The sequence below is a fragment of the Mesorhizobium sp. M2C.T.Ca.TU.002.02.1.1 genome (assembly GCF_003997225.1).
This window is the reverse complement of the sequence record NZ_RZTO01000506.1, coordinates 1-4,635: the sequence shown is the minus strand read 5'-3', so window position 1 is coordinate 4,635 and position 4,635 is coordinate 1. Positions and strand designations below refer to the sequence as shown.

At 65.0% G+C, this 4,635-nt stretch carries 2 protein-coding genes; both read right to left on the bottom strand.

The features are described from left to right. Positions 1 to 3,124, bottom strand: a 3,124-nt coding sequence (locus EOD07_RS23510) for a cytochrome P450 (RefSeq protein ID WP_164772462.1), incomplete at its 3' end; no start/stop codon positions are given. Between the two features lie 118 nt (positions 3,125 to 3,242). Beyond that, positions 3,243 to 4,635, bottom strand: a 1,393-nt coding sequence (locus EOD07_RS23505) for an adenylate/guanylate cyclase domain-containing protein (protein ID WP_127237153.1), incomplete at its 5' end; no start/stop codon positions are given.

The following is a 4,635-nucleotide window of genomic DNA, read 5'->3' as shown; positions in this document are numbered from 1 at the left end:
CGTCGGGACCGGTATCGTTGAGGATGCGGCTGCGCTCGGGCGTTCCCATGCCTTGGCGGAAAGCGACCGGGAACGTATCCAACGGCTCGTCGTCGACGCCGCCTTGAAGCCCGAGCCGGCGCAGGCCGTTCGGGCCAAACGCCACCGTCATGGCGCGGCCGGCGGGCACGCCGTCGCCGAAGCTGGTCTTGTCGATGACGAAATCGAGCCACGCCTTGCGCTTGGTTGCCGGCAAACCGTCCGGCACCTCTATCGCAAGCATATGCGCATGACCGAGCGCACCGAATGGTCCGAAGAAGATCGACTGGATTTCCCCGGATTCCAGCTCTTCGAGCGGCGCGGACGCCGGTTCGGACAAGCTGGTCGTGTCCGCCGGGCGCGCTTGCGGGCGCTGCAGGGAGCCGAACAGGCTTAGCCAGTCGCGCGCCTCGTTGCCGGTGGCCGAAGCGATGCCGCGCCTGATCCTGGAGTTGATGCGTATGCGCGCGGTGTTGAGATGCGGATAGGCGCTGTACCAGAACAGCGTCGGCACCTGCTGGCGCCGCGCCCAGCGCTTGAAACGATCACCGTCGCGCGCGCCGTCGAGGAACAGCCAGCGCGTGCGCGGATAGCCTTCGGTGTTGCTCCACACGCCGGTCAGGCCGGCCGAGGCCTTGGCGATGAAATCCTCGAGATAGCTTTCCCAGCTGCCGCCGTAGTTGGAGAAGAACACCAGCCTGTCGGTGCCGGGCAACAGCACCCAGCGGGCGAAATGAATGGTGTTGATGGTGGCAAGAAAGCCCGGACGGAATACTTTCTGCGCCGATATCGAGATGAGATAGAAGGTGAGCCGCAGCGCCAGCCGCCGCAAGATCCCCGGCTTCATCGTCGAGATCGCCGTCAGGTTGTTCTGCGCGGTGTGATCCTCCCTGGCAAGGATCTTTTCGAGCGCGCCTATATCGACCGGGGTGTTCGCCGGCCGGTCCTTGTCCTCGAGCCGCCGCAGCGCCAGGAAACAGAGGCCGACGAACAGGAGCAGGATGGCCAGCAGACCGAGCACCGAAAGCAGAAGCGCGGCGCCGGCGATCGCGATGTTGGCGAAGGTGACGCCATGCGGATTGCCGAACACCAGCACATAGGTCATGCGCCAAAAGGCAAGAACGACGATCGCCACCGTGGCGAACATCGCCGGGGTGAGCAATGTCGTCGTCAACGCGCGCGCCCAGTGGCCCGGCGGCCTTTCCAGCAGGCTTTCGGCGGGCTCGAACGCCCAGCCGAATTGCCCGAGGCAGCGGACATGCCGGCGCGCCTCGGCAAGCACATCCATCGCATTGCCGTTGCCCGCGCGCGGCTTCTCGACGATCTCACGCACGCTGTCGGCGAGCCTGGCCTCGGCCAGGATCCGCCGCACGGAATGCCCCGGCGTGCCTGAGAAAACCAGCCCGGCGGTGCTGCCGAAGGAGGGCGATATGTCGATATGGTTCCTCTTCAGGAAGTCCTCCAGCGGCCCGCCGTCCGGAAGGCCGCAGACATCCCTGAAGATCGGCCGCAACCGGTGACCGATCGATTGCGCGACGGCGGCGATGACCTCGTCGGTGCTGCCATCGCCCGAGATTTCGAGCACCAGCGCGCCGGTCTCGGTCCCCGATTTCTCGTCCTTGCCGGTCGGAACAACGGCCAGGCTGGTGAAATGAATGGTGCCGACCTTGTCGAGCGCGGCGCTAAGCTCGCCGATCGCCGGATTGCCGAGATCCGCGACCTTGTCGCGCACCGCATCGAGCGGGATCGGTCTGGTGAACGGGCAGACCACCGTCACCATCGACTGATCGGCGGTGCGGCAAAGCGGCGAGCGCTCGAAATCGACCTTGAGGCTTGCCGGATAGGCACCGACATTAACCATCTTGCCGGCCCTGCCCCGCGCGCGGGTCAGCTTCGGTTTGCTGAACAGGGCGCGGATGCATTCGCCGATCTGGATGCGGGCGATCTCGGCGCCGATGCACAGATGGATGCCGTAGCCGAACACCATGTAGTCGCGATGCGGGCGCGACGTATCGAACTCGTTCGGCCGCTGGACGATCTCCGGGTCGAACATGGCTGACAGCGTCGCCGGCATCACCACCGTTCCGGCCTTGACCAGGCGCTCGCGGCGCGTGCCCTTGCCGATGACCGCGTCACGCCTGGTGTAGCGCCATGGCCCGATCCAGATCGGTTTGAAGCGCATGGCCTCCATGACCGCCCGGTCGAGCTTGCCGGTATCGCCGGCCGCGACAGCCTGATCGACGGCTTGCCGCGCATCGGTCCGCGACAGGATCACGTCCAGGCAATTGCTGCCGGCAAGCACGTTGGTCGGCACGAAGCCGGCGACCATGCCGAGCATGATGGAATGGATGTCGGGCAGCGACAGGCGCCCCTGGTCCATCAACGCGACGAGGCGGGCCAGCGGCCGGTCGTCCTTGCCCGCCCTTTCCCTGATCGCGGCGATCGAGCGATCTATGACCTTGATCAGGCGATCGCCGCCGACCACCGCAAGCTGGCGCGTGGTGGGGTTCGCCGTCGGGTCGGAGAAGAACAGCGCGCTGAGCGCGATCGACCAGTCGGCGAATTCGGTTTCATCGTCGATCTCAAGGCCGAAATAATCGCGGCAGATGCGCACCGGCACGATCTTCATCAACCCGGCGATGGCGTCGAAGCCGGGGCTGGCGCGGGTCATGATGTCGCGCGAATGGCGCTCGGCGATCGGCCTGACGGCGGCTTCGACTTCCGCCGGTGGGAACGCGCTCAGCACCGCCGATTTCATCTGCCGGTACGCGGCGCCGTCCTGCATGCCGAGAATGAAATTCGAGCCCCGCGCCAGCTCGGCCATTTCCGGTCCGTAGGGCGTCTCGAACTCATCGCCCCGCTCCAATATGTCGCGCACATCCGCGCCCTTGGTGACGAGCAGGAAATTGCCGAAGCCGAGATTGGGCCAGAAACGGCGCAGCAGCGACAGCAGCCAGCGCGGATCGCCCAGAAGAAAGCCGGCAATACGGGAAGCAAAGCCGTCCTTGGAACGCAGGCGGTTGATGTCGAAAGGCGGCATCTCGACGACCGGACGCTGGCTCTTCTGAGCGGCGCGGACGGCGGCGAAGTATTTCAAAGTGATCATCGCGTTCAAGCCCCCCGGCTGTCCACGTCAATGCGATGCCGGCATTGTTCTGGCCTAGGTTTGCATCGGCCCGGCGTATGTGAATTCGCTCACAGTCATTTGTTGTCGGCCCCGGCGATTATGCGGCGGACTTGGCCAGATCGAAATTGCCGATCAGGAAATTGTTCTTTGCCGGGTCCACGAACGGTATCCAGCGTATTCTCTGCTCGGAAAAATCCGGGTGCCTGGTCATGAAAATCGCAAGCTCGCGCGCCGCCTCGTCGCACCGGCCGCTTCTCATCAGCGCGCCTATCTTCAGGAACCTGGCGTAGAAGTAACCTGGCGACAGGTTGAGTGAGCGCTCGGCGGTGGCGATCGCGGCCGGCCAGTCCTCGACGAAGCAATAGGCCGCGGCCAGTTCTCCCAGATTGTGGAAGCGATAGAGGTCGAACGGGCTCAACCGCTCGGTATCGAGGAAGAAGGGGATCGCGCCGGTTGCATCGCCAAGCAAAAGGTGCGCGCTGCCCATGGCCGAGCGGGCGAAGGCAAAGCTCGGATTGATGTGGATCGCCTCTGCAAGGTGCTCGGCCGCCAATGCCGGCAGGCCGCGCATGATGTCGGCTGCTCCGAGATAGGCATGCGGGCGCGCATCGAGGCTGTCCATCAGCAGCGCCTTGCGCGCGAGCGTCTCGACCTTCTCGAGATCGTCGCTGTCGCCGAAACGCAGCCATGCCCGCCAGAAATACCACCATGCGAGCTCGTTCAGCACGGCGCTCGAATTCGGATCGTCCCGGTAGGCTCTGTCGAAGAAGTCGAGGGCGATGTCGGTGTCGCGGCGGGTACGCCTGTTCATGTGCCAGCGGCCGCGCCTGACCAATTGCCAGGTTTCGAGGCTTTCCCACGGCACCTGGAACGTGCGCGCCTGCTCGGCGCGATCGACCTCCTTGTCGAGGATGGAAACGATCTCACTGCCGATCTGGTCGCGCAGGCTGAAGATGTCGACGAGATCGCGGTCGAAGCGTTGCGACCAGACCAGGCGTCCGTTCGAGGTGTCGGTGAGCGACGTATTGAGGCGGATCTGCCTGTCGGAGCGCGCCAGCGTGCCGCTGACGATGTAGCGCGCGCCGAGCGCATTGCCGATGAGCCTCGTGCCCAGGCTGTCGTCGCGAAACTGGAAGCTGGAGCCCTTGGCGATGACCGAAAGCCAACGCGTGTTGGAAAGCCCGTATATGATGTCCTCGGCGATGCCGTCGGCCATATAGCCGACATCGGGTTCGCCCCCGTTGCCATGGAACGGCAGCACGGCGATTGCAGGCGGACCCTTGGCGATCGGCCTGTAATGGCCAGGCGTGGCGGGGATGGAAGCGAAGGAAGCCGCCGCGGCGGGGCCGTTGCCGCCGCGGCCGGCGATCAGGACCTGCACCGGCAGGGCGATGTTCTTCAGGCTGAACTCGCCGAGGTCGGTAAAGACCGCCGACGTCTTGTCCTTCACGTGGTGCCATGTCGTCGCCGAGATGGCGACCCCATCATGC